The following is a 23,136-nucleotide window of genomic DNA, read 5'->3' as shown; positions in this document are numbered from 1 at the left end:
CCGCGCTGGCACGCGTGGCGCATGCGCCGCCGGCGGCCGCGCCCGCGCCGGCTCCCATCGCCGCCGCCACGACGGCGCTCCCGCCGGCGCCACGGGTCGAAGCGCCGGCGGCGGACCTGCCCGCGGCCTCCGCGACGACTCCGCCCGCCGAAGCCGCGCTCGGCGCCGAGACCATGGACGCCCTGCTGCGCGAGGGCAACGCCCTGCTGGCCAAGGGCAAGCTGGTCGCGCCGCTCGGCGCCAACGCCGCCGAACGCTTCCTCGCCGTGCTGCGCGCCTATCCCGGCAATGCCGAGGCGCAGGCCGGCCTGCTCGGCGTGATCGACGCGCTCGGCAAGCGCATCGTGCAACTGGTGCAGGACGGCGAAGGCGGCGCCGCCGGCGAGCTGTACGAACAGGCGCAGCGCCTGGCCGACCAGGGTCGCCTGCGCGGCAAGCCGGGCTGGCACGCGTTCGAGGCCGGTGTCGGCGACGCCGCCACCGCCGCGGTGAACGACGCCGTGCGCGCGCTCGACCGCGACCGCCTCGACGACCTGGCGCCGCTGGTCGCGGCGATGCGCGGCAAGCCCGGCGCGCCGGCCCAGGCCGAGGGCCTCGCCGAGCTGATCGCGCGCGTGCCCAAGCCCGGCACGGTGTTCGCCGACGCCGGCGGGCCGGCGATGGTGTTCGTGCCGGCGGCCTGGGACGGCGACCGCATCGACCACGCCTACGCGATCGGCCGCACCGAGGTCACGCGCGGCCAGTACGCCGCGTTCGTGCGCGCCACCGGCCACGCCGCCGGCAGCTGCGTGGAACCGCTCAACCCGTTCTCGCGCCTGCGCCGTTACGCCTGGGACGACCCCGGTTTCGCGCAGACCAACGATCATCCCGCGGTGTGCGTGAGCTGGCGCGACGCGCTCGCCTACACGCGCTGGCTGAGCCAGCGCACCGGCCAGCGCTACCGCCTGCCCACCGAACGCGAGTGGCTGCACGTCGCCCGCGGCGTCGGCAGCGGCAACCCCTGCATGCTGGGCGACGTCGCCGACGCCAGCCGCGAGGGCCGCCGCGGCGACCACTTCGCCTGCGGCGACGGCTTCCCGCACACCGCCCCCGTCGCGCACTTCGCCGCCTCCGACCTCGGCGTGTACGACCTGCTCGGCAACGCCAGCGAGTGGACCGCCGACTGCGCGCGCGGCAGCGCGCTGCGCCGCCTGTTCGAGGACGACACGCGTTGCGTGGGCCGCTGGTACCGCGGGCTGTCCTGGCGCGACGGCAACGGCGACGGCAACCTGCAGCACCGCGGCGACGCCGCGCCGGACATGGGCTACACCACGGTCGGCTTCCGCGTGCTGCGCGAGGTCGACGCCGATCACCTGCCGCCGCCCCCCGCCGCGCCATGAACCTGCGTTCGCTGCGCATCCAGCGCTATCTGATCACCGGCCTGCTCACCTTCATTCCGCTGTGGGTGACCTGGCTGGTGTTCAAGTTCATCTTCGGTCTGCTCGCCGGCGTCGGCGCGCCGCTGGTCGCCGCACTGCTGAACGTCGCCTCGCCGCCGCTGCGCGAGGCGCTGGGCCACAGCTGGCTGCTGCCGCTGCTGGCGCTGGTCGCCACGCTGCTGTTCCTGTACGCGCTGGGCTTCCTGTCCTCGCGCGTGTTCGGCAAGCGCATCCTCGCCGGCCTCGACCGCGTGATGGAGCGCATCCCGATGGTGCACACCATCTACGGCGGCGCGAAGAAGCTGATGAGCGTGCTGAGCACCAAACCGTCGGGCACGCAGCGCGTGGTGCTGCTGGATTTCCCCGCGGCGCCGCTGAAGGCGGTCGGTTTCGTCACCCGCACCTTCCGCGACGAGCAGGGCCGCGAGATGGCCGCCGTCTACGTGCCGACCACGCCCAACCCCACCGGCGGCTATCTGGAAGTGGTGCCCACCGAGCAATTGACGGCGACCGCCTGGAGCGTCGACCAGGCGATGGCCTTCATCCTGTCCGCGGGCGCGGTGGTGCCCGAGAACGTGCCGGCGCCGGCCGGGCGCGGCGCCGGCTGACGCTCCCCGGGGCGATTCCGCACGCGAACCGCGCGGACCGTGTCCTCCGGCACAGTCGCCGGCCCGCCGCAGCCGCTACAGTGCCGCTGCCTCTTCTCGGGCAACGCACCTCTCAAGGCCGGTTCCGCCGGCCTTTTTCTTTCGTGGAGGCCCCATGCGCGCACCCGTGCTGCTGTCCTGGCTGATCCTCGCGCCCGCGCTCGCCGCCGCCGCCGACCGCGCCGACTGGACCACGCCCGCCGAGGCCGCGCATTACCGCAGCACGCCGGACGGCGCGGCGACGCGCGCCTACCTGCAGCGCCTGGCCGAGGCCGCGCCGGCCACGCTGCGCCTGGTGCGGTTCGGCACCACGCCGCAGGGCCGGCCGCTGGAAGCCGTGGTCGCCTCCGCCGACGGCAGCTTCACCCCGGAAGCCGCGCGCGCCAGGGGCAAGGCGGTGGTGCTGGTGCAGGCCGGCATCCATGCCGGCGAGATCGAGGGCAAGGACGCCGGCCTCGCCCTGCTGCGCGACCTCGCGGTCCGGCACGCGTACCCGCACCTGCTCGACCGCGTGGTACTGCTGTACATCCCGGTGTTCAACGTCGACGGCCACGCGCGCACCAGCCCGTACAACCGCATCAACCAGAACGGCCCCGAGGCGATGGGCTTCCGCGCCACCGCGCAGAACCTCAACCTCAACCGCGACTACGTCAAGGCCGACGCGCCGGAGATGCGCGCGTGGCTTTCGCTGTGGAACGCCTGGCTGCCGGACCTGCTGATCGACGTGCACACCACCGACGGCGCCGACTACCGCTACGACCTGACCTGGTACACCGAAGACCCGCACAAGCTCGATCCCGCCGTCGATGCCTGGCAGCGCGCCGCGCTGGACGCCGTGCTGCCGCGCTTCGAGCGCCGCGGCCACCTCGCCTCGCCCTACCTCGAGCTGAAGGACGGCCGCGACATCACCAAAGGCATCGTCAACTTCGGCTCCGGCCCGCGTTTCTCCACCGGCTACGCCGCGCTGCAGAACCGCCCCGCGCTGCTGATCGAGACGCACATGCTGAAGGACTACGCGACGCGCGTGCGCGCCAGCTACGACATGGTCGAACTGATGCTGGAGCGCGTCGCCGCCGACCCCGCGGCGCTGCGCCAAGCGGTCACGCGCGCCGACGCCGCCACGATCGCACGCGCCGCAAAACCCGATGCGCGCGTGCCGCTGACCTTCGAACTCGCCGAACCGCCGACCACGATCACGCTGAAAGGCTATGCGTTCACGCAGCAGCGCAGCGCGATCTCCGGCGACCTGTGGGTGCGCTACGACCCCAGGCGCCCCAGGACCTACACCGTGCCGTGGTGGCGCGACCTCGCGCCGGCGATCGGCGCGACGCCGCCCGCGGCCTACCTGATTCCCGCGGAGTGGACCGCCGCGATCGAACGCCTCGACGCGCACGGCATCCGCTACGAACGCCTGGCGAAGCCGCTGACGCTGGACGCCGACGCCTACCGCCTGACGCATCCGCAGTGGGCGACGCAGCCGTTCGAGGGCCACCTGATGCTGGAGCGTTTCGACCTCGCGCCCGAGCGCACCACGGCGACGCTGGCGCCCGGCGCGGTGCTGGTGCCGCTGGACCAGCGCGCCGCCAACGTCGCCGTCGAACTGCTGGAACCGCAGGCGCCGGACTCGCTGCTGGCCTGGGGCTGTTTCGACGCCATCTTCCAGCAGCACGAATACGCCGAACCGCGCGTCGCGGAAGCGCTCGCCCGCGAGATGCTGGCGCAGGACCCGGCGTTGCGCGCCGAATTCGAGGCGAAGCTGCGCGACGATGCCGCTTTCGCCGGCAATCCGGCCGCGCGTCTCGCCTGGTTCTACGACCGCTCGCCGTGGAAGGCCGCGCAGCGCGTCGGCCTGTACCCGGTGCTGCGCCTCGACGCCGCCGCGCTGGCGAAGGCGCGCGCGGCGGAGTGACGGCGGAACCGGCGTCAGCGGTTCCACCCTACGCAGGGCGGAAGCCGCGACGCGGCTTCTCGGGACGCTCAGCGCAGCGCCAGGAAGTCGGCACTGCAAACGAAGCGCACGGCGTCGAGGCGCGGGCGCGCCTTGGTCATGGCCTCGCGCAGCGCCTGCAATTCGTGCTCGACGGCCTGCACTTCGTCGGCGCGCACGGCGGGGTTGACGCGCTGCAGCGCCCGCAGGCGTTCGTGCTCGGCGCCGAGCGCGCGCGCGGCCTCGGCCGTGGCGCGGGCGATCTCGACGGCCGCGCGTTCGCGCGCCTCGCGCTCGCCGCGCTCCAGCATGGGCGGCACCAGCTTGGCGAGGTACTTGCGGTAGCGTGGCACGTCCACCGGCCGGTCGCCGGCGCGGCGCAACGCGCTCGGGCTGGGCGCGAAGTCCGTGCGCACGGCGAGGCGGGTGTCGACGGCGATGCGCAGCGGCAGCGGCGGCAGGAAGCGCTCGACGCCGAGCCGGCGGTCGGCCACGCATTCCAGCACGAACACGCATTCGAGCACGGCGCTGCGCGGCGGCAGCGCGTCGTCGACCAGGAACGCAGCGTTGCCCTGCTCGCCTTCCAGCAGCAGGTCGAGCGCGCCGGCGACCATCGGATGATCCAGGCGCAGCAGCGGCAGGTCCTCGCGCGCCAGCGCCACGGCGCGCTCGAAGGTGGCCTGGCGCGGGCCGTCCTTCAGGCCGGGGAACGCGTCGGTGGCGACGTACTCGGGATCAAGCAGCACGGTGCGCCCACCCAGATCCTCGGCATGCACGCCGAACTGCTCGAACAGCTCGCCGATGAAGGCGTCGCGCGCGAGGTCGGCATCGTCGGCGGCGAGCGCGTGGCGCAGCGTCTCCGCGCGCGCCTCGCGCGCGGCGGCCAGCTCCAGCAGGCGGTCGCGGCCCTGGTGCACCAGCGCGGACAGCTCGGCGTGCGCGGCGGCGGTCTCGGCGATCAACACCTCGAGCTCCTGGTCGGGCGTGTCGCCGCCGTGCGCATGCGCCGCTGCCAGTTCGGCCACCGTGGCGCCGAAACGGCGCAGCAGCTCGCGGCCGTCGGCCGGGCTGTCGCGGAACACGCCTACGCCTTCGTCGAACCAGCGCAGCAGCGCATGCTGCGCGGTGCCGGCGAACACCGCGGCGTGGATCACGATGTCGCGGCGCTGGCCGATGCGGTCGAGGCGGCCGATGCGCTGCTCCAGCAGGTCGGGATCGAGCGGCAGATCCCACAGGATCAGCCGGTGCGCGAACTGGAAGTTGCGGCCCTCCGAGCCGATCTCGGAGCACAGCAGCAGGCGCGCGCCGTCGGCTTCGGCGAAAAACGCGGCGTTGCGGTCGCGCTGCACGATGCCGAGGCCCTCGTGGAAGCGCGCCAGCTTGACGCCGCTGCGCGTGCGCAGCGCCTCCTCCAGCGCCAGCACCTTGGCCTGGCTGCGGCAGATCAGCAGGAACTTGTCCTGCGGATGCGCGTCCAGCAGCGCCGTCAGCCAGGGCAGGCGCGGATCGCGCGCGTAGTCGTGGTCGAGCGCCGGCGTGGGCTGCTGGATGTCGGCGTGGAATTCGGCGAGCAACTGCTGGCGTTCGTCCTCGCTGAGCGCGCCGCCGTCCAGCACGTCGAGCGCGGGCACGCGCCGCGGGAAGCCGCCGACCACCGCGCGACGGTTGCGGAACATCACGCGGCCGGTGCCGTGGCGGTCGATCAATGCGTCGATCAGCGCCTCGCCGCTGCCGGTCGCCTGCGGATAGGCGGCCAGCGTCTCGAGCAGCGGCGCGTCGCCGGCGAAGCGCTCGGCCAGCGTGGCGCGCTCGTCCGCGTCCAGCGGCGCGCCGGCGCCGAGCTTCTCGGCGATGCGCGACAGCGTGAGATAGCCGTCGGCCTCGGCGAGATAGGCGTCGAGATCGCGGTAACGCGCCGGATCGAGCAGGCGCAGGCGCGCGAAGTGGCCGCTGCGGCCGAGCTGTTCCGGCGTGGCGGTCAGCAGCACCACGCCGGGCGTAGCCGCGGCAAGGCGCTCGACCAGCGCGTACGGCGCGCTGGCGGCCTGCGGCGTCCAGGCGAGGTGGTGCGCCTCGTCGACCACCAGGAGGTCCCAGCGCGCATCCAGCAACTGCTCCGCGCGCCGCGGCGAGGCTTCGAGGAAGGCGAAGTCGGCGATCACCAGCTGCTCGTCCTCGAACGGATTGCGGCCGGAGTCGTTGACCTCGATCGCCTCGCAGCGCTCCTCGTCGAAGATGGCGAACTGCAGGTTGAAGCGGCGCAGCAGCTCGACGAACCACTGCGTGACCAGGGTCGGCGGCAGCAGCACCAGCACGCGCCCGGCGCGGCCGGTGGCGATCAGGCGCGCGATCAGCAGGCCGGCCTCGATGGTCTTGCCGAGCCCCACCTCGTCGGCCAGCAGCACGCGCGGAGGACGCCGCGAGGCGGCCACCTCGACCACGCGCAACTGGTGCGGGATCAGGTCGATGCGCGCGCTGCCCAGCCCCCAGGCCGGCGAGCGCTGCGCCTCGGCGCGGCGCGCCAGCGCCTGCACGCGGAAATCGAACTGGTCGGGACGGTCGACGCGGCCGGAGATCAGGCGGTCGTCGGCCTGCGACACCGCCTGCTCGTCGTCGAGCTGGCCCTCGGCCAGCTCGCGGCCCTCGCCGGTGTAGACCAGCAGGCCGTCGCGCATCTCCACGCGCTCGACGAGGAACGACAGCCCCTTGCCGGCGACGCGCTGGCCGACGCGGAACTCGGCGCGCACCAGCGGCGCGTTCTGCGCGGCGTACTGGCGCAGCACGCCGGACTTGGCGAACAGCACCTGCACGCCGCGGCCCTCGACGCGCAGCACGGTGCCGAGGCCAAGCTCGGGTTCAGCGTTGGAGATCCATCGTTGACCAGGGACGAAGTTCATCGAGCGCGGCGAAAGAGGCGGGTCGCGGATTATCCGCCGGCCGGCAAAGGCGCGCAAAGCGGGCAAGCGACGTGCGCGTATGTCAGGCTTGGTCCCGCGAACCACGGGAGACGAAGCCGCCATGCCGGGCTTCAGGCACAAGACGCTGACGCTGCTTCTGGCCGCGACGGTGTCGATGAACGCCGGCGCGGCACCGGCCGATGATCCGGCGCAGGCGCTCGCCGCGCGCGCCTGCGGCGCCCTCGACGCGCGCGTCGACGCGGTGCCGGGCCGCGGCCCGCTGCTGCTGCGCAGCTACGACGACGAAGCCGGCCGGGGGCCGTCGCGCGAACCGGCGCTGGCCGCCGCCGCGTTCACCTACGACAACGCGCTGGCGACGATCGCCCTGGTCGCCTGCGGACGGCCGGCGCAAGCCGAACGCATCGGCGCCGCGCTCGCCGCCGCCGCGCGCAGCGACTCGCGGTTGCGCAACGCCTACCGCGCCGGCGCGGTCGAAGGCGCGCCGCTGCCGAACGGCTGGTGGGACGCGGCGCAGCGGCGTTGGCTGGAAGACGGCTACCAGATGGGCACCGCCACCGGCAACGTCGCCTGGACCATGCTGGCACTGCTGACCCTGGCCGAGCACGACGGCGACGCGCGCTGGATCGACGCCGCGCGCCGGCTGGGCGCGTGGGTGGTCGCCAACGCGCGCAGCGCGACCGGCGCCGGCGGTTTCGGCGGCGGCGTCTACGGTTTCGACGACCATCCGCAGGCGCTCACCTGGAAGGCGACCGAACACAACCTCGACCTCGCCGCCGCCTTCGCCCGGCTGGCGCGGCGCGATCCCGCCGGCCCTTGGGGCGCGCAGGCGCGCGCGGCGCGCGCCTTCGTCGACGCGCAGTGGGACGCCGCCAGCGGCCACTTCCTCACCGGCACCGCGCCCGACGGCGTCACGCCCAATCGTTCGACGTCCGCGCTGGACGCGCAGTTCTGGGCGCTGCTGCTGCCGGATGCGCCGCCGGCGTGGCGGCGCGCGCTGGCCTACGCCGAGCGCGTGCACGGCGTCGCCGGCGGCTTCGACTTCAGCGAGGACCGCGATGGCGTGTGGGTGGAGGGCACCGCGCAGGGCGCGCTCGCCTATCGCGTGGTCGGCCGCCACGACGACGCTGCACACCTGCTGCGCGGCCTTGCCGGCGACTTCAGCGCGGGCGGGCTGCTCTACGCCACGCCGCAGGCGCGCCTCAGCACCGGGCTCGCGCTCACGCCAACGAGCCCCACCGACGACTTCCGCTACTACCACTGGCCGCACCTCGGCGCGACCGCGTGGGCGGCGCTGGCCGCGCGAGGCTGGAATCCGTACACCGGTGCGCTCGTGCGCTGACAGCGGATGGGGTGGTCCGCGCCAACTCAAACGGGCGCAAGCCCGCAGGGCGGAACCCGCGCAGCGGTTTCCGCCGCTGGCCCGACCGCGGGCGCCGCATCGAGGCGGAAGCGCCGCTGCGCGGCGATTCCGCCCTGCACGAGCTTCGCCCGCGTCCGCCTCACCCTGCGCTCTCTCCGTTGGGGGAGGGGAAGCGATGCAGGCTTCACAGCATGGCACGCCTCACTCCCACTCGCATGGGGCGCACTGCGCACGCACCGCGCAAACGAAGAGGGCGCCGCTCGCGCCGCGCCCTCCGTCGCTGCGATACGACGCCGAGGCGGCGTTACCAGATCTTCACCTGCGTGTCGCCGGAACGCACCATCGGATCGCCGGCCTTGCACTGGAACGCCTGGGCGAAGGCGGGCATGTTGGAGGGCGCGCCGATCGCGCGGAACTTGGCCGGCGCGTGCGGGTCGGTGTTGAGGCGCACGATCTGCGCCTGCTCGCGGATGTCGCCGCGCCACACGCGCGCCCAGTTGAGGAAGAAGCGCTGATCCTCGGTGTAGCCGTCGATCTTCGCGTCCGCTTCCTGCGGCTTCTTCGCCAGCGCCATCTGCAGCGCGTCGTAGGCGACGTTCAGGCCGCCCAGGTCGGCGATGTTCTCGCCGAGCGTGAGCTGGCCGTTGACGCGCAGGTCGGGCTTGTCGGCCAGCGGCGCGTAGCCGTTGAACTGCTCGACCAGCTTCTTCGCGCGCGCGTCGAACTTGGCGCGGTCGTCCTTGGTCCACCAGTTGGCGTTGTTGCCCTCGGCGTCGAACTGGCTGCCCTCGTCGTCGTAGCCGTGGGTCATCTCGTGGCCGATCACCGCGCCGATGCCGCCGTAGTTGATGGCGTCGTCGGCCTTGGGGTCGAAGAATGGCGGCTGCAGGATCGCGGCCGGGAAGTTCACCGTGTTGTCGGTCGGGTTGTAGTAGGCGTTGACCGTCTGCGGCGTCATGCCCCACTCCAGGCGGTCGGTCGGCTTGCCGACCTTCGACAGGTCGTAGTCGTAGTTGAACTTGGCCGCCGCCATCGCGTTGGCGTAGTAGTTGTCCGGCGTGACGTTCAAACCGGACCAGTCGCGCCACTTGTCCGGATAGCCGATCTTCGGCAGGAAGGTGCTCCACTTCTCCAGCGCCTTCTGCTTGGTTGCGTCGCTCATCCAGTCGAGCTTCTCGATGCGCGCCTTCAGCGCATCGCGCAGGTTGTTCACCAGCACCAGCGCCTGCTGCTTGGCCTCCGGCGGGAAGGTCTTGGCGACGTAGAGCTCGCCGAGCGCCATGCCCATGCCTTCGTTGGTGGCGCCGAGCACGCGCTTCCAGCGCGGCTTCATCTCCTTCTGGCCCTGCAGGGTCTGCGCGTAGAACGCGAAGTTCTCCTGCACGAACGGATCGGACAGGTACGGCGCCGCGCCCTCGATGACGTGGTAGCGCAGGTAGGCGCGCCACTGCGAGGCGGGCGCACTCTTCAGCAGCCTGCCGACCTCGGTGAAGAACGCCGGCTGCGACAGCGAGAAGCCCTTGCCGGCCTCGAGGCCCTGCGCGGCGAAGAACTTCTGCCAGGAGAAGCCGGGGGTCAGCTTGTCGGCCTCGGCGAAGCTGACGAAGTGGTACTGGTTCTCCGGCTTGCGCAGGTCGACCGGCGCCAGCGAGGCCTTGGCGAGCGCGGTTTCGAACGCCATCACCTGCTTGGCCTGCTTCGCCGCCTCGGCGGCCGGCACGCCGGTCAGCTCGAGCATCCTGGCGATGTGCGTGACGTACTGCTCGCGCAGCTTGGCGTAGTCCTTCTTGAAGTAGTAGTCCCTGGTCGGCAGGCCGAGACCGCCCTGGTAGGCGTAGGCGATCTGCATCGAGGAGTTCTTGAAGTCGGCGCCGGAGCCGAACTGGAACAGGCCGCCCTGGCCGCGCGCGAAGCTGTCGTCGAGATAGGCGACGATGTCCTTGCGCGATTTCAGCGCGTCGATCTTCGCCAGTTCCGGCTTGATCGGATCGAAGCCGGCGCGGTTGATGGCCGCCTCGTCCATGCCGGCGGCGTAGAACCAGCCGACCTTCTGCTCGATCGAGCCCGGCTGCGCGCTGGCGGCGCGCTTCGCCGCTTCCTCGACGATGGCGTGCTGCGTCTCCAGGCTCTTCTCCTGCAGCGCGTCGAACGCGCCCCAGCGCACGCGGTCGGCGGGAATCGGGTTGGCCGCCACCCACTTGGCGTTGACGAAGCCGTTGAAGTCGGTGCAGGCGGTGGCGGGATCGCCGAGCTCGCTCACGTCGAACGCCTGGTGGGCCGGCGCCGCGGCGACGGCCGCGCTCTTGCCGGTGTCCTTGGCCGGCGCCTGGGTGGTCGCGCAGCCGCCCAGACCGAACGCCAGCGCCACGGCCAGCGCCAGCGGCTTCATCGCAGTCAGTTTCATCCGTGTTTCCTCGTCAGATGGGAAGCGAGCCCGCGGGGGCGGGCGTCTGAACCGGCCGCGGCACGGGGAGGACGCTCGCACGCTGCCGCCGCGCCGAGCCTAGGCGGCCGCACGGACGGCTGACAGTGTCGAAGGTCAGGGGCCGGCCGCCGCAACCGGCAGCCACGCGCGCTGCAATACGGTGTACAGCGCCCCCTCCGCGGTCAGGGTGCTGGCGTACAGCGTCAACGCCTCGAACCGGCAGGCCGGCAGCGCCGCCTCGGGATCCGGCGCCGGCGGCCGCGCCTGCGGCCCCAGCCGCGCCAGCGTGACGTGCGCGCGAAATGCGCGCCGCTCGGCGCCGAAACCCTGCGCGCGCGCCAGCGCTTCCGCGCGCTCGGCCAGATGGCGCAGCGCCGGCGGCGTCGCCAGCCGCAGCACCAGCACGCGCGGCTGGCGCGCATGTGGCCACAACGCCAGGCCGCAGCCGGCCAGCGTCGGCGCCGCGATCGCCAGCGCCGGCAGCGCCTCTCCCAAGGCCCGCGCCTGCGCCTCGCTGGCGGCACCGAAGAAGCGCAGGGTCAGGTGCTGCTGCGCCGGGGCGGTCCAGCGCACGCCGGGTTGCGTGCGCCGGCCGCCGCGCAGGCGCCCCTGCAGCGCGGCGAGCGCGTCCAGCGTGGCGGGATCGGGATCCAGCGCGAGAAAACAGCGGAGCGGCACGGCGGCCATCCGCGCATTCTTGCCGCAGGCGCGCGGCGGCGCCAGCGGCGCATAATGCCGGCGGTTTTCGCGGGAGCGGCGCGATGCGAGTCGAATTCCATGGAGCGGCGGGCGGCGAGGTCACCGGCTCCTGCCATCTCGTCCACGCCAACGGCCGGCGCGTGCTGTTCGACTGCGGCATGATCCAGGGCGAACCCGACGAGGACCGCCGCAACCGCGCGCCCTTCCCCTTCGACGTCGGCGCGATCGACGCGGTGGCGCTGAGCCACGCGCACATCGACCACCTCGGCCGCCTGCCGCTGCTGGTCAAGCGCGGCTACGCGGGCCCCGTCTACGTGCACGAGGCCACCGCCGCGCTGGCGCCGATCATGCTCGAGGACGCGGCCACGCTGGCCGCGCACGACGCCGAATGGGCGCACCGCCACGGCCAGCCGCACGCCGAGCCGCTATACGACCTCGACGACGTGCGCCGCGCGCTGCGCCTGCTGCGCCCCCTGCCCTACGCCGCCACGCGCGAGATCCTGCCCGGCGTGCGCCTGACCCTGCAGGACGCCGGGCACATCCTCGGCTCGTCGATCGTCGAGCTGGCCGCGGACGAGGGCGGCCGCACGCGCAAGCTGGTCTACACCGGCGACCTCGGCATGCGCGGCGCGCCGATCATGCGCGACCCCGCGCGCATCGCCCAGGCCGATCTGGTGCTGATGGAAGCGACCTACGGCGACCGCAACCACCGCTCGCGCGCGGACACGGTGACCGAACTGGGCGAAGTGTTCCGCCATGCGCGCGCCGGCGGCGGCAACGTGCTGATCCCGGCGTTCGCCGTCGGCCGCACGCAGGAGCTGCTGTACTGGTTCGCGCGCTACCACGAGGAGTGGGGGCTGGCGCAGTTCCACATCTTCCTCGACAGCCCGATGGCGACGAAGGTGATCGGCGTCTACGAGCGCTTCGACGCGCTGTTCGACGAAGCCGCCAAGCGCCTGTGGAGCGGCAAGCTGAAGCCGTTCCAGCTACCCAACCTGCATCTCACCGTGGACACCGCGCAGTCGAAGGCGATCAACCGCGTGAGCAGCGGCGCGATCATCATCGCCGGCTCCGGCATGTGCAACGGCGGGCGCATCCGCCACCACCTGTTCTACAACCTCGGCAAGCGCAATGCGCACGTGATCTTCGTCGGCTACCAGGCCGCCGGCACGCTCGGCCGGCGCCTGGTCGACGGCGCGCAGACGGTGCAGTTGTTCGGCGAGACGATCCGCGTCGAAGCGATGCGCCACACCATCGGCGGCCTCTCCGCGCACATCGACCAGGCCGGCCTGCTCGACTGGTACGGCGGCTTCGACGGCCGCCCGCCGGTGTGCCTGGTGCACGGCGAGAATCCCGCGCGCAACGCGCTGGCGGAGAAGCTGCGCCAGCGCTACGGCGTCGCGCCCGCGCTCAGCGAGCCGGGCATGACGCTGGAGGTCTGAGCGCCCGACGGGCGCGCCGCGGCGCCGCGCTCAGCGCATCAGGACGCGCTTCGGCTTGATCGGCAGGCGGCCGCGCCAGTACTGGATCAGCACGTAGCCGCCGAGCGCGCCGCCCAGGTGGGCGAAATGCGCCACGCCCGCCTGCGTGCCGGTGACGCCGAGGAACAGTTCCAGCGCCATGTAGCCGATCACCACGATCCAGGCCGGCAGCGGGATCGGCATGTACAGCGAGATGATGCGCGCCTGCGGATACATCATGCCGAACGCCAGCAGCAGGCCGAAGACGCCGCCGGAAGCGCCCAGCGTCGGGTAATAGCCGCCGGTGAACCAGTGGATCACCGCGAGCTGCGCGACCGCGGCCATCAGCACGCAGACGAAGTAGTAGACGATGAAGTGGCGCTCGCCGAACAGCCGCTCGATCTGCCCGCCGAACATGAACAGCGCGAGCATGTTGAAGAACAGGTGCGACAGCCCGCCGTGCATGAACGCGTAGGTGACGAGCTGCCACAGGCGGAAGCCCACCGTGATCGGCGCGCCGTCGGCGGTGAAGCCGACCAGCTGGTCGGGGCCGAGCGGCCACAGCGCGAAGTGCACCACCAGCAGTTGGCCGGTGAACATCTGCAGCAGGTAGACGCCGACGTTCGCGATCAGCAGCGCGCGCGTCATCGGGGGCAGGTCGAAGGGCATCGGGCTTACCGGTGATGGAAAGGAAACGGGGTGGCGCAGGGCCGGCGCGCGTGCGCCGCCGGCCCGGGCGCCGGCGACGGCGCCGCGCGGAAGTCGGTTAGATAGTCGCACATCCCGATGAGTTCAACCCGCGACCGCCGCCGGCACTGGACGTCGGCCCGGCCGCCGGCCTATACCATGGCGCTGCGCGCGGGGAGCGCGGAGGGGCACGTCATGAAACGCTGGCTGCTGCGGGCGCTGGTCGCCCTGCTCGTCGTCATCGTCGCCTTGGCCGGTTTCGTCTGGATCCGCAGCGCCGCGGCGCTCGGCCAGCGCTACGCGATCGACGAACCGCCGCTCGCCCTGCCCACCGACGCCGCCAGCCTGGCGCAGGGCGAACACATCGCCACCACGCGCGGCTGCCGCATCTGCCACGGCCCCGACCTCGGCGGCCACGTCGAGGTGGACGTGCCGGCGATCGGCCGCCTCGCCGGCCCCAACCTGACGCGCGGCCGCGGCGGCATCGGCGCCACGCTGGGCGTCGCCGACTGGGAGCGCGCGATCCGCCACGGCGTCGCCCCGGACGGCCGCCCGCTGCTGTTCATGCCGATCCGCGACTTCGCCAACCTGAGCGACGCCGACACCGCCGCGCTGATCGCCTGGGCGCGGCAGGTCCCGCCGGTGGACCGCGACGTGCCGCCGGCACGCGTCGGCCCGGCCGGACGCGCGCTGTTCGCGTTCGGGCGCATGCCCAACCTGCTGGAGGCGCGGCTGATCGACCAGCACGCGCCGCACGCGGCGGCGGTGGCGGCCGAACCCACCGCGGCGTACGGCCGCTACCTCGCCAGCGCCTGCATCGGCTGCCACGGCGAGCATTTCTCCGGCGGCGCCATCCCCGGCCTGCCGCCGAGCTTCCCCAAGGCCGCCAACCTGACGCCGGACCCGGCCACCGGCCTCGGCCGGTGGAGCGAGGCGGATTTCGCGCGCACGCTGCGCACCGGCAAACGCCCGGACGGCACCGCGCTCGATCCGTTCATGCCGTGGCGCAACCTGTCGCGGATGAGCGACACCGAACTGGCGGCGCTGTGGGCCTACCTGCGCACGCTGCCGCCGCGGCCGCGCGGGCACCGTTGAGGATTCACGCGCCGCCGCGCAGCGTCTTGCGGAACATCGCCCGGCGCTTCACCCCGCGGCAGCCTTCGCGCGGGCGCAAGCGGTGCGCGCGTTCAGCAGCAGCCGTGGTCGCCCATCTGCGCGTGGCCGGCCTGCGCGGCGACGCCTTGGGTGAGGCCCTGGGCGCTGGCCTCGGCGTGCTTCGCCACCACCTGCGCCACCACCATCGACACGCGCTTGCCGGTCGGCACGTGCAGGAATTCGTTGGGGCCGTGCGCGTTGGAGTGCGGGCCGAGCACGCCGGTGATCAGGAACTGCGCGCCGGGGAACTTCTCGCCCAGCATGCCCATGAACGGGATCGTGCCGCCCTCGCCCATGTACGCCGCCGGCGCGCCGAACGCGCGCTGCGAGGCGTCGGCGACGGCGGCCTCGAGCCAGGGCGAAAGCTGCGGCGCGTTCCAGCCGGTCGAGGCCTTCTCCAGTTCGAAAGTCACCTTCGCCCCGTACGGCGGGTCCGCTTCCAGCAGGCGCTTGACGAACTCGCCGGCCTTGACGCCGTCCAGCGTCGGCGGCAGGCGCAGGCTGAGCTTGACCGCGGTCTGCGGGCGCAGCACGTTGCCGGCGCTGGAAAGCGGCGGCAGGCCGTCGACGCCGGTCACCGCGAGCTGCGGGCGCCAGGTGCGGTTCAGCACCAGCTCGGCGAGGTCGTCGGCCACCGGGCGCATGCCGGGCACGAACGGGAACTTGTCGTACACCGCCGTGCCCAGCACCTCGGCGGAACGCTTGGCCTGCTCGACGCGCTGCGCGGGGATCTCGACGTACAGCTCGCGCGGCTTGATCGCGCCGGTGGCCTCGTCCTCCAGACGCGAAACCAAGGCGCGCAGCAGGCGGAAGCTGTCGGCGACCACGCCGGAAGCGTCGCCTGAATGCACGCCTTCCTGCAGCACGTTGACCCTGAGGTTGCCGCCGGTCATGCCGCGCAGCGAAGTGGTCAGCCACAGCTGGCCGTAGTTGCCGCAGCCGGAATCCAGGCACACCACCAGCGAAGGCTTGCCGATGCGCGCGGCCAAGTGGTCGACGTAGTAAGGCAGGTCGTAGCTGCCGGATTCCTCGCAGGCCTCGATCAGCACCACGCAACGCGCGTGCGCAACGCCCTGCTCGCGCAGCGCCAGCAGCGCCGACAGCGAACCGAACAGCGCGTAGCCGTCGTCGGCGCCGCCGCGGCCGTACAGCTTGTCGCCCTTCAGCACCGGCGTCCACGGGCCGAGGCCGTCGCTCCAGCCGGTCATCTCCGGCTGCTTGTCGAGATGGCCGTACAGCAGCACGCAGTCGTCGCCGGCGAAGCCGTGCGCCGGCACCTCGATGAAGATCAGCGGCGTGCGGCCCTCGAGACGCACCACCTCGAGCCTGGCGCCGGCGACGTTCGCCAGCTTGGCGCGCGCCCAGCGCTCCATCAGCTTCACCGCGTCGTCCATGTAGCCGTGCTCGAGCCACTGCGCGTCGAACATCGGCGACTTGTTCGGGATGCGGATGTACTCGACGAGCTGCGGCACGACCTCGTCGTCCCACATCCCGCCGACGAACGCTTGCAGTCTGGCGGTATCCATGCACGATTCCTCTGTCGCGTCGCGGCGCAAAGGCGCGATTCTAGCAGGCCGCCTGTCGGACCATTCCGACAGCGCCGCGCGCCGGCTGCGGACACGCCGCGCCGCCCGCGACCGGCAGCGGCGCCGCGGGCGCGTGCGTACTGTTTCCGCCACGGCGCAAGCCGCGCCGCATCGCCATGGAGACCATCGTCATGAAGACCTTCGCCGCCCTGCTGCTCTCGCTCGCCTTCGCCCTGCCCGCGTCCGCCGCCACGCCGGTCGACGTCAACCACGCCGACGCCGCCACCATCGCCAAGTCGCTGGACGGCATCGGCTTCAGCAAGGCGCAGGCGATCGTCGCCTGGCGCGAGGCGCACGGCCCGTTCAAGAGCGCCGACCAGCTCGCGCAGATCAAGGGCATCGGCCCGCGCACGCTGGAACGCAACCGCGACGCGATCCGCCTGAACGGCGGCAGCGCGCCGGCCAAGCCGGCCGCGGCCGGCGCGCCCGCCAAGGCCACCCGCGCCGCGGCCAGCCGCTGAACCCTGCGGCGGGAGCGCGCGCTGCGCGGCGCCGCTCCCGCCTGCATCGGCGTTGCCGCACTGCGCTACACTCGCGCGCCTTCGCCGCTGCCCCCGCACCGCATGATCCTGCCGCGCTACCGCATCGACGCCTCCACCATCCCCGGCGCCGGCAAGGGCCTGTTCCTCGAGGAGGCCGTGCGCCGCGGGCGCATCGTGGTCGCGCCGGACGCGATCGACCGCACCTACGCCTTCGACGAGATCACGGCGCGCCCCGAACTGGCCGCGCTGCTGCACACCTCGGTGCGTTGGTTCGAGGACCGCTACACGCTGTCGCCGGACTGGCCGGACGAGTGCTACGTCAACCACAGCTTCACGCCCACCGCGCTGTGGCACCTCGGCTTCATCTTCGCCGCCGACGACCTTCCCGCCGGCACCGAGATCACCGTCGACTACCGCCACCTGCTGGCCCCCGGCCAGGAGGAAGACTTCCGCGACGCCGCCAGCGGCCAGCCGATCGTCGGCTTCGGCTGGGACGAAAGCCTGCGCCGCACCACCGCGCAGTTGCTGGCCCTGCTCGGCTGAAGCCGTGGCCCTGCTCACCCGCCTGACCGCGGCCGACTACCGCCGCACGCGCTGGAAGAACGGCGCCGGCTGGACCACCGAGCTGGCCCGCGATCCGCCCGGCGACGCCGATGCCGCGGCCGCATTCCGCTGGCGCGTCAGCATCGCCGAGGTCGCCGCCGACGGGCCGTTCTCGCCGTTCCCCGGCGTCGACCGCGAACTGCTGCTGCTGGAAGGCAACGGCATGCGCCTCGACTTCGCCGACGCCGCGCCGGTGACGCTGGCGCGACGCCTGGATGCCGCCCGCTTTCCCGGCGAGGCCGCCGTGACCGCACGCCTGCTGGGCGGTCCCACCCGCGACTTCAACGCCATGGCCCGCCGCGACGCCGTGCGGATGACGGTCGCCGCCGGGCCGCTGGCGGCATTGCCCGCAGCGGCCGCCGGTCCCGGCGTCGAATGGCTGCTGCACCTGCTGGACGGCGAGGTCGAGGCGCGCGCCGGCGACGAAACCGCCCGCCTCCACGGCGGCGATTCGCTGCGGATCGCGGCGGCCCGTGCCCGGCCGCTGGTCCTGGCGGGCGCCGGCACGGCGATCCTGGTCCGGTTCGCCGCGCTTCCGTGACGGCCCGGGCGGTGCGACAATTCCTTTTTTGACCGCCTCAGGGTGGGGTCGATGTCCCGTCCCGCCAACGCCATGCCGGACATTCCTGTCCTGGAGACCGAGCGCCTGCGCCTGGTCGCCTTCAACGAAGGCCATTTCGACGCCTACGCGGCGATGCTGGCCGACCCCGAGAGCACCCGCTGGATCGGCGACGGCCAGCCGCTGGACCGCATGAACGCCTGGCGCTCGCTGGCCATGCTACTCGGCCACTGGCAACTGCGCGGCTACGGCATGTGGGCGCTGGAGCGCAAGACCGACGGCGCCTTCGTCGGCCGCGCCGGGCTGATGCGCCCGGAAGGCTGGCCCGACATCGAGCTGGGCTGGATGCTGAAACCCGAGCATCGCCACCGCGGCTACGCCACCGAGGCCAGCCGCGCCGTATTGGCCTTCGCTTTCGGCACCCTGCACGCGCCGCGCGTGGTCAGTCTGGTGCGTCCCGGCAACGCATCGGCGGCCAAGGTCGCGCAGCGCCTCGGCGGCCAGCTGGTCGACCAAGTCGACTTCCTCGGCGCGCCGGTGCAGGTCTACGCCTACTACCCGCCGCACCACGCCACGGAACGCTGAACGTCCCCGCGCAGCGCCCGTGTCGGCCGCCGCCGGCGGGCGTTCGCGGCTTCCGCTGCGCCATCCCCGCACGCAAACTGTGGCCCTCCGCGCGCAAGCGCGCATCGCCGGGAGTCCGCATGGCCCAGTTCCTGCTGAAAACCGTGATCTCCGCGCTGCTGATCGCCGGCGCCTCCGAGGCGGCGCGCCGCTCCACGCTGGCGGGGGCGCTGCTGGCCTCGCTGCCGCTGACCTCGCTGCTGGCGATGCTGTGGCTGTGGCGCGACACGCACGACCCCGCCCGCCTCGCCGCCTTCTCGCTGGACATCCTCTGGCTGGTGCTGCCGTCGCTGGCGCTGTTCGTGGTGCTGCCGCTGCTGCTGCGCGCCGGCGTCGGCTTCGGCTGGAGCCTGACCGGCGCGACCGCCGCCACCCTGCTCGCCTACGCGGCCGGCCTGCGGCTGGCGGCCGTGTTCGGACGCTGACATGGCGCGCCTCGCGGCGATCGCCCGCGCCGACATCCGCGCGGCCGTGCGCGCCGACGGCGGCGTCGACACCGTGTTCGCCGCCGGCCCCGACGCCGCCGCCTGGCGCTGGCGGCTGGCGATGACGCGCGCCGATCCCGGCGCGCCCTGCGCCGGCCCCACCGACGCCGGACGCCTGCTGGTGCCGCTGGATGCGGATCTCCTGCTGGGCGAGGCGCCGCGCGAACGGCGCGTGCCGCGCCTCGGCGTCGCGCGCCTCGCCGCCGGCGATCCGGCGCGGGTCGCGCCGCACGCCGATCCCACCCGCGTGTTCAGCCTGGCCTTGCGCGACGGCGCGCGCGGCGAACTGCTGGCGCGGCCGCTGCTGGGCTCGATGCTGCTGTTCGCCGGCCCCGGCGAGCGCTGGTTCGTCTACCCGGTGGCGGGCCGGGCAACGCTGCGCAGCGCGAATGCGGTCCTGGCGCTGGAGGTCAACGCGCCCGCCTGGGCGGCCTTCACCCGCGATGCCGGCGAGCGTGCCATGCTGGAGGGAAACGGCGAGATCGTGCTGGCCCGGCTGGCCGCGGACGCGCCGGTCGAACGCTGAAAAAAAGCCCGTGCAGGGGCGCACGGGCGTGAGGGGGCGCGAGACCGGCGCCCTGAACGGATGCCAAGCTAGGGTGCGCGGCTTTCCGCAGCCTTTCGCTGCCACCGCTGCCGGAGCGGCTACGCTTTAGTGCAACCGGCGTCCGCCGGACGGAGACGATCATGCGAGTGCTGGTGGTGGAAGACGACGCGGCGATCGCGGGTGCCGTGAGCGCGGCGCTGACCCAGGCCGGGCACGCGGTGGACAGCCTCGCGCGCGGCCGCGACGCCGAGCACGCGCTGCGCGACCACCCCTACGACCTGCTGCTGCTCGATCTCGGCCTGCCGGACAGCGACGGCGCCGGCCTGCTGCGCCGCCTGCGCCAGCGCGGCGACACCGTGCCGGTGCTGGTGATCACCGCGCGCGACGCCTTGCGCGAGCGCGTGGAGACGCTCGACCTCGGCGCCGACGACTACCTGGTCAAGCCGTTCGCCCTGGCCGAACTGACGGCGCGCGTGCGCGCGCTGCAGCGGCGGCGCGCCAGCCAGGGCGCGCCCGAGCTGGTGATCGGCCGCCTGCACATCGACCTGGCCGGACGCCGCGCCAGCGTCGACGGCATTCCCCTGGAGCTGACCGCGCGCGAGTTCGGCCTGGTGGAAGCGCTGGCGACGCGCCGCGACCGCGTGGTCAGCCGCGCCGCGCTGATCGAGGCGCTGTGCAGCTGGGACACCACGCTCACCGACAACGGTCTCGACATCAGCATCCACCGCCTGCGCCGCAAGCTGGAAGGTTGCGGCGCGCGCGTGCGCACCGTGCGCGGGCTCGGCTACCTGCTGGAAGCCGGCGATGACTGAACGCCGCGACGCGGAGTGCGCCGATGGCGTCCGCTGACGCCCCCAGCCTGCGCCGGCGCCTGCTGCTGCTGCTGGCGCCGCCGCTGTTCCTGATCCTCGCGATCGGCGCGCTGGTCGCCTACGGGCTGGCGCTGCGCTATGCCGGCCGCGTCTACGACCGCTGGCTGCTCGACTCGGCGCGCGCCCTGCAACGGCTGGCGCAGAGCGGCGCCGCCCGCAACGAGCTGAACCCGCAGGCGCGGCTGCTGATCGAATTCGACAGCGAGGACCGCAGCCTGTTCGCGGTGCGCAGCCTGCGCCACGGCCTGCTGTCCGGCAACGCCGAGCTGCCGACGCCGGCCGCGCTGCCGGCGGGCGCCGACCGCGCCGTGTTCGACGACATCCGCATCGGCAGGCACGCCATGCGCATGGCCACGGTGGCGTTCGCCGCGGACGAGCCCGGCGACCGCATCGTCGTTTCCGTCGCCGAGACGCTGCACAAGCGGCAGCAGCTCACGCGCGAGATCCTGCTCGGCACGCTGCCGATCGAACTGGCGCTGGTGCTGCTCGCGCTGGGCGTGGTCTGGCTGTCGATCGGCCGCGGCCTGCGGCTGCTCGATCCGCTGGTGGCGCAGGTCGGCGCACGCCATCCGCGCGACCTGGCTCCGCTGGACACCGCCGGCGTGCCGGTGGAAGTCCTGCCGCTGACGCGCACCATCGACGTGCTGCTGATGCGCCTGCGCGAGATGGTGCGCCTGCAGGAGCGCTTCATCGCCGACGCCGCGCACCAGCTGCGCACGCCGCTGGCGGGGCTGCGCCTGCAGGCCGAACGCGCGCTCGCCGATCCGCGCCCGGAAACCGTGCGCGAAGCGCTGGGCCACGTCGTACGTCTGGCCGAGGGCGCCGGCCGCGCCGCCGGCCAGTTGCTGGCGCTGGCGCGCACGCAGGCGCACGAGCCGGCCCTGCTCGCCGCCGCGCCGCTCGACCTGGCCGCGCTGGCGCGCGACTGCGTCGCCGAGCGCGTGCCGGAGGCGCTGGCGCAGCAGATCGACCTCGGCTACCTCGGTCCCGACGGCGGCGTGCCGTTGCGCGGCGACGCCGTGCTGCTGCGCGAGATGCTGTGCAACCTGGTCGACAACGCGATGCGCTACGGCCGCGACGGCGGCCAGGTCACCGTGGGCGTGGAAGCCGACGCGGACGCCGCCACGCTGTGGGTCGAGGACGACGGCCCCGGCGTACCGGCCGAACTGCAGGCGCGGCTCGGCGAACGCTTCTTCCGCGTGCCCGGCACGCTGCGCGAGGGCAGCGGGCTCGGCCTGGCGATCGTGCGCGAGATCGCCGCGCACCACGGCGGCCGGGTGCGTTTCGGCAACGGCAGCGGCGGCCGCGGCCTGCGCGTCGAAGTGCGCCTGCCGACGTCGCCCGGCGTCTAGCGGTCGTCGCGCGTGTAGATCACGCCGTCCTCGACCTTGACCGGAAAGCTGGCCGTGGGCGCGTAGGCGGGCGCGCACAGCGCCTCGCCGGTGCGCACGTCGAAGCGCGCGCCGTGGCGCGGGCACTCCACCTCGTAGCCGTGCAGTTCGCCGCCGGTCAGCTCGCCGCCGTCGTGCGTGCACACGTCCTCGACCGCGTACAGGTCGCCGTCGATGTTGAACACGGCGATCAGCGTGTCGCCGTCGTAGACCACCTTGAATTCGCCCGGCAGCAGCTCGCCGCGCGCGCAGACGCGCACCCAGCCGCTCATGCGGCGCGCTCCGCCGGCAGCGGCTTCACCAGCAGCTCGAAACGCAGATCGTCGCGCTTCGGGATGCCGAAGCGCGCATCGCCGTAGGGAAACGGCTTGAAGATGCCGGTGCGCCGGTAGCCGCGGCGCTCGTACCAGGCGAGCAGTTCCGTGCGCAGGTCGATCACCGCCATCTGCATCTCGCGGCAACCCCACTCACTGCGCGCGAACCGCTCCGCTTCGGCCAGCACGGCCTTGCCGACGCCGCCGCCCTGCAGCGTCGGCCGCACCGAGAACATGCCGAAATAGGCCGCCTCGCCCTGCCGCTCGAGGTGCGCGCAGGCGAGCAGCTCGCCGCCGCGCTCGGCCAGCAGCACGCGGCTGTGCGGCGGGCGCAGCAGCGGCAGCAGGTCGGCCGCGGAAGTGCGCTGGCCGTCCAGCAGGTCGGCCTCGGTGGTCCAGCCGGCGCGGCTGGCGTCGCCGCGGTAGGCGGATTCGACCAGGGCGACGATCGCCGGCACGTCGGCCGGCTCGGCGAAACGGAACGTCGGGTTCGCGCTCATGCGTTGGCTTCGGTGGTGGCGTGAGGGGTGCCGCGCAGCGCCGCGGCCAGCGTCGCCCACGGCAGCAGCGCGCACTTGCGCCGCGCCGGATAGGCGCGCAGCTCGGCCAGCGCGTTCAGGCCGTCCAGAGCGGGATCGGCCGCGCATTCGCCGCGCACCAGGCGGGCGAAACGCGCCTCCAGCTCGGCGATCGCCGCCGCGTCCAGGCCGCGCACGCGCTCGCCCAGCAGCGAGGCGGTGGCGGTGGTGATCGCGCAGGACTGGCCGCTGAAGGCGAAGTCCCGCACGCGGCCGGCGGCGTCCACCGCCAGCTCGATGCGCAGGTGGTCGCCGCACAGCGGATTGTCGCCCTCGGCCGCGTGCGTGCGGGTCGGCAGCGAACCGAAGCCGCGCGGGCTGCGGTTGTGCTCCAGCACGAGGTCGCGGTAGAGGTCGGAGGCGCTCATGGGTGCCGCGGGAAACGAGTGGAGGGGCGCG

The 23,136-nt window shown here is 73.4% G+C and carries 22 protein-coding genes; 14 read left to right on the top strand and 8 right to left on the bottom strand.

What is annotated here, in order from left to right; genetic code table 11:
• The 3 genes from MBSD_RS09510 to MBSD_RS09500 form a co-directional block, all read left to right on the top strand.
• The coding region (locus tag MBSD_RS09510) for a formylglycine-generating enzyme family protein (protein ID WP_237071777.1) at positions 1-1,379 on the top strand (1,379 nt) is incomplete at its 5' end.
• Positions 1,380-1,381: 2 nt separating this feature from the next.
• Entirely contained in the window at positions 1,382-2,026 is a 645-nt protein-coding gene (locus tag MBSD_RS09505) for a DUF502 domain-containing protein (protein WP_187300620.1), read from the top strand.
• Positions 2,027-2,180: 154 nt separating this feature from the next.
• Positions 2,181-3,974, top strand: a complete 1,794-nt coding sequence (locus MBSD_RS09500) for a M14 family metallopeptidase (protein ID WP_062537105.1) — start codon at positions 2,181-2,183, stop codon at positions 3,972-3,974.
• A gap of 68 nt (positions 3,975-4,042) precedes the next feature.
• Here MBSD_RS09500 and rapA read toward each other — a convergent pair whose 3' ends face one another.
• Entirely contained in the window at positions 4,043-6,889 is a 2,847-nt protein-coding gene (gene rapA / locus MBSD_RS09495) for an RNA polymerase-associated protein RapA (protein ID WP_062537104.1), read from the bottom strand.
• A gap of 121 nt (positions 6,890-7,010) precedes the next feature.
• Between rapA and MBSD_RS09490 the strand changes: the two genes are divergently transcribed.
• Entirely contained in the window at positions 7,011-8,249 is a 1,239-nt protein-coding gene (locus tag MBSD_RS09490; RefSeq protein WP_082306584.1) for a hypothetical protein, read from the top strand.
• Positions 8,250-8,574: 325 nt separating this feature from the next.
• Here the strand turns inward: MBSD_RS09490 and MBSD_RS09485 are convergent, their stop codons facing one another.
• Together MBSD_RS09485 and thpR are read right to left on the bottom strand one after the other, a co-directional pair.
• Positions 8,575-10,674, bottom strand: a complete 2,100-nt coding sequence (locus MBSD_RS09485) for a M13 family metallopeptidase (RefSeq protein ID WP_062537103.1) — start codon at positions 10,672-10,674, stop codon at positions 8,575-8,577.
• A 135-nt stretch (positions 10,675-10,809) separates the two neighbouring features.
• Positions 10,810-11,373 (bottom strand): RNA 2',3'-cyclic phosphodiesterase, encoded by a 564-nt coding sequence (gene thpR, locus MBSD_RS09480; protein WP_187300619.1) that lies wholly within the window; start codon positions 11,371-11,373, stop codon positions 10,810-10,812.
• 83 nt (positions 11,374-11,456) lie between these two features.
• On the opposite strand from thpR, the gene MBSD_RS09475 reads away from it, so the two are divergent.
• Positions 11,457-12,836: an MBL fold metallo-hydrolase RNA specificity domain-containing protein gene (locus MBSD_RS09475; protein ID WP_062537101.1), complete on the top strand. Its 1,380-nt coding sequence runs from the start codon at positions 11,457-11,459 to the stop codon at positions 12,834-12,836.
• Between the two features lie 30 nt (positions 12,837-12,866).
• On the opposite strand, the gene MBSD_RS09470 is transcribed toward MBSD_RS09475, so the two are convergent.
• Positions 12,867-13,523, bottom strand: coding sequence for a rhomboid family intramembrane serine protease (locus tag MBSD_RS09470; RefSeq protein ID WP_062537100.1), 657 nt, complete (start codon positions 13,521-13,523; stop codon positions 12,867-12,869).
• 213 nt (positions 13,524-13,736) lie between these two features.
• Here MBSD_RS09470 and MBSD_RS09465 point away from each other — a divergent pair, with 213 nt between their 5' ends.
• Complete coding sequence (locus MBSD_RS09465; protein ID WP_062537099.1) at positions 13,737-14,636, top strand: c-type cytochrome; 900 nt, start codon at positions 13,737-13,739, stop codon at positions 14,634-14,636.
• A gap of 92 nt (positions 14,637-14,728) precedes the next feature.
• Here MBSD_RS09465 and MBSD_RS09460 read toward each other — a convergent pair whose 3' ends face one another.
• On the bottom strand, positions 14,729-16,222 hold the full coding sequence (locus MBSD_RS09460; RefSeq protein WP_062537098.1) for a M20 family metallopeptidase: 1,494 nt from the start codon (positions 16,220-16,222) through the stop codon (positions 14,729-14,731).
• Positions 16,223-16,398: 176 nt separating this feature from the next.
• Between MBSD_RS09460 and MBSD_RS09455 the strand changes: the two genes are divergently transcribed.
• The 8 genes from MBSD_RS09455 to MBSD_RS09420 all read left to right on the top strand — a co-directional run bounded on the left by MBSD_RS09455 (position 16,399) and on the right by MBSD_RS09420 (position 21,806).
• Positions 16,399-16,743, top strand: coding sequence for a ComEA family DNA-binding protein (locus MBSD_RS09455; protein WP_062537097.1), 345 nt, complete (start codon positions 16,399-16,401; stop codon positions 16,741-16,743).
• 102 nt (positions 16,744-16,845) lie between these two features.
• Positions 16,846-17,307, top strand: coding sequence for an SET domain-containing protein-lysine N-methyltransferase (locus MBSD_RS09450; RefSeq protein ID WP_062537096.1), 462 nt, complete (start codon positions 16,846-16,848; stop codon positions 17,305-17,307).
• Between the two features lie 4 nt (positions 17,308-17,311).
• Positions 17,312-17,908 carry a HutD/Ves family protein gene (locus MBSD_RS09445; protein ID WP_062537095.1) on the top strand — a complete coding sequence of 199 codons (597 nt, stop codon included), beginning with the start codon at positions 17,312-17,314 and terminating at the stop codon, positions 17,906-17,908.
• A 51-nt stretch (positions 17,909-17,959) separates the two neighbouring features.
• Positions 17,960-18,511: a GNAT family N-acetyltransferase gene (locus MBSD_RS09440; protein WP_237071776.1), complete on the top strand. Its 552-nt coding sequence runs from the start codon at positions 17,960-17,962 to the stop codon at positions 18,509-18,511.
• Positions 18,512-18,630: 119 nt separating this feature from the next.
• The gene (locus tag MBSD_RS09435; protein WP_062537094.1) at positions 18,631-18,975 is read left to right on the top strand and encodes a DUF3147 family protein; all 345 of its coding nucleotides are present in this window, start codon (positions 18,631-18,633) and stop codon (positions 18,973-18,975) included.
• Position 18,976: 1 nt separating this feature from the next.
• Entirely contained in the window at positions 18,977-19,561 is a 585-nt protein-coding gene (locus tag MBSD_RS09430) for a HutD family protein (RefSeq protein ID WP_062537093.1), read from the top strand.
• Between the two features lie 161 nt (positions 19,562-19,722).
• The gene (locus tag MBSD_RS09425) at positions 19,723-20,394 is read left to right on the top strand and encodes a response regulator (RefSeq protein ID WP_062537092.1); all 672 of its coding nucleotides are present in this window, start codon (positions 19,723-19,725) and stop codon (positions 20,392-20,394) included.
• A gap of 23 nt (positions 20,395-20,417) precedes the next feature.
• On the top strand, positions 20,418-21,806 hold the full coding sequence (locus MBSD_RS09420; RefSeq protein WP_062537091.1) for a sensor histidine kinase: 1,389 nt from the start codon (positions 20,418-20,420) through the stop codon (positions 21,804-21,806).
• Here MBSD_RS09420 and MBSD_RS09415 read toward each other — a convergent pair.
• The 3 genes from MBSD_RS09415 to sufU are packed head-to-tail and all read right to left on the bottom strand — an operon-like array spanning position 21,803 to position 23,105.
• Positions 21,803-22,117, bottom strand: coding sequence for a non-heme iron oxygenase ferredoxin subunit (locus tag MBSD_RS09415; protein ID WP_062537090.1), 315 nt, complete (start codon positions 22,115-22,117; stop codon positions 21,803-21,805). The two genes, MBSD_RS09420 and MBSD_RS09415, sit on opposite strands and share 4 nt — an antisense overlap.
• Complete coding sequence (locus tag MBSD_RS09410) at positions 22,114-22,659, bottom strand: GNAT family N-acetyltransferase (protein ID WP_062537089.1); 546 nt, start codon at positions 22,657-22,659, stop codon at positions 22,114-22,116. Before MBSD_RS09410 ends, MBSD_RS09415 begins: the two co-directional genes overlap by 4 nt.
• Positions 22,656-23,105, bottom strand: coding sequence for a Fe-S cluster assembly sulfur transfer protein SufU (gene sufU, locus MBSD_RS09405; protein ID WP_062537088.1), 450 nt, complete (start codon positions 23,103-23,105; stop codon positions 22,656-22,658). The genes MBSD_RS09410 and sufU overlap by 4 nt, the downstream gene beginning before the upstream one ends.
• Positions 23,106-23,136: the final 31 nt, after the last annotated feature.

It is taken from the genome of Mizugakiibacter sediminis (assembly GCF_000953855.2).
GTDB lineage: Bacteria > Pseudomonadota > Gammaproteobacteria > Xanthomonadales > Rhodanobacteraceae > Mizugakiibacter > Mizugakiibacter sediminis.
This window is presented reverse-complemented; position numbering and strand designations above follow the sequence as displayed.

Excerpts from the sequence above, each read along its gene's own strand:
- MBSD_RS09420 (WP_062537091.1), top strand. The coding sequence starts at position 20,418 with ATGGCGTCCGCTGACGCCCCCAGCCTGCGCCGGCGCCTGCTGCTGCTG.
- MBSD_RS09490 (WP_082306584.1), top strand. The coding sequence starts at position 7,011 with ATGCCGGGCTTCAGGCACAAGACGCTGACGCTGCTTCTGGCCGCGACG.
- MBSD_RS09435 (WP_062537094.1), top strand. The coding sequence starts at position 18,631 with ATGGCCCAGTTCCTGCTGAAAACCGTGATCTCCGCGCTGCTGATCGCC.
- MBSD_RS09460 (WP_062537098.1), bottom strand. The coding sequence starts at position 16,222 with ATGGATACCGCCAGACTGCAAGCGTTCGTCGGCGGGATGTGGGACGAC.
- MBSD_RS09470 (WP_062537100.1), bottom strand. The coding sequence starts at position 13,523 with ATGCCCTTCGACCTGCCCCCGATGACGCGCGCGCTGCTGATCGCGAAC.
- MBSD_RS09500 (WP_062537105.1), top strand. The coding sequence starts at position 2,181 with ATGCGCGCACCCGTGCTGCTGTCCTGGCTGATCCTCGCGCCCGCGCTC.
- sufU (WP_062537088.1), bottom strand. The coding sequence starts at position 23,105 with ATGAGCGCCTCCGACCTCTACCGCGACCTCGTGCTGGAGCACAACCGC.
- MBSD_RS09415 (WP_062537090.1), bottom strand. The coding sequence starts at position 22,117 with ATGAGCGGCTGGGTGCGCGTCTGCGCGCGCGGCGAGCTGCTGCCGGGC.
- MBSD_RS09425 (WP_062537092.1), top strand. The coding sequence starts at position 19,723 with ATGCGAGTGCTGGTGGTGGAAGACGACGCGGCGATCGCGGGTGCCGTG.
- MBSD_RS09455 (WP_062537097.1), top strand. The coding sequence starts at position 16,399 with ATGGAGACCATCGTCATGAAGACCTTCGCCGCCCTGCTGCTCTCGCTC.
- rapA (WP_062537104.1), bottom strand. The coding sequence starts at position 6,889 with ATGAACTTCGTCCCTGGTCAACGATGGATCTCCAACGCTGAACCCGAG.
- MBSD_RS09440 (WP_237071776.1), top strand. The coding sequence starts at position 17,960 with ATGTCCCGTCCCGCCAACGCCATGCCGGACATTCCTGTCCTGGAGACC.
- MBSD_RS09430 (WP_062537093.1), top strand. The coding sequence starts at position 18,977 with ATGGCGCGCCTCGCGGCGATCGCCCGCGCCGACATCCGCGCGGCCGTG.
- MBSD_RS09450 (WP_062537096.1), top strand. The coding sequence starts at position 16,846 with ATGATCCTGCCGCGCTACCGCATCGACGCCTCCACCATCCCCGGCGCC.
- MBSD_RS09465 (WP_062537099.1), top strand. The coding sequence starts at position 13,737 with ATGAAACGCTGGCTGCTGCGGGCGCTGGTCGCCCTGCTCGTCGTCATC.
- MBSD_RS09475 (WP_062537101.1), top strand. The coding sequence starts at position 11,457 with ATGCGAGTCGAATTCCATGGAGCGGCGGGCGGCGAGGTCACCGGCTCC.
- MBSD_RS09410 (WP_062537089.1), bottom strand. The coding sequence starts at position 22,659 with ATGAGCGCGAACCCGACGTTCCGTTTCGCCGAGCCGGCCGACGTGCCG.
- MBSD_RS09485 (WP_062537103.1), bottom strand. The coding sequence starts at position 10,674 with ATGAAACTGACTGCGATGAAGCCGCTGGCGCTGGCCGTGGCGCTGGCG.